The organism is Vibrio sp. 1978 (assembly GCF_033344345.1).
Genome location: NZ_JAWPOP010001045.1, coordinates 1 through 514 on the forward strand (window position 1 = coordinate 1; position 514 = coordinate 514).

At 38.7% G+C, this 514-nt stretch carries 1 pseudogene; it reads right to left on the minus strand.

Annotation, left to right across the window (positions count from 1 at the left end):
• Positions 1–514, minus strand: a pseudogene (locus tag R8N49_RS30570) (UvrD-helicase domain-containing protein); the annotation flags it as partial.

Genomic DNA, 514 nt, shown 5'->3' on the forward strand with positions numbered 1-514 from the left:
TACCAACATCTGAGAGACATTGGAGAATCATAAGCTGCTCAAAAGAAAGATCTTGGCACTCATCCACAATTATTAACGGATATTTTTTTGCGAATAGTTGAACAAATTTTTCAAATTTCTCTTCGGTAAGTGCTTTCAGTGCTAAATACTCAATGTCTCTATAAGTTGCGTAGCCAGCAGCAAGCATTCGATTTTTGGTTTCTTTTAGGTCTCTTTCTTGCCAGCTTTCAAGGATAACTGCATTTAGTTCTCGATCTTTGATTGAATCCCCAGTATCGAAGATATATCCACCATTTTTCAAGTCCATAGAATAGTGATGTGCATGTATATTGCCGCGACGAGCTATGCCCCACCTTGTTCTAAAACCTAAAGTTGAAGTTCCTTCAATGATGCGTATTGTACAATCGCCAGCTTGCCCACTAAATCCAGTCAACTGAGTTGCTAAAGGATTAACAATATTCTTGTAGATAAAACTATCGAACGTCCCCAAAAAGTGAGGAAAGAGACTGCGTCC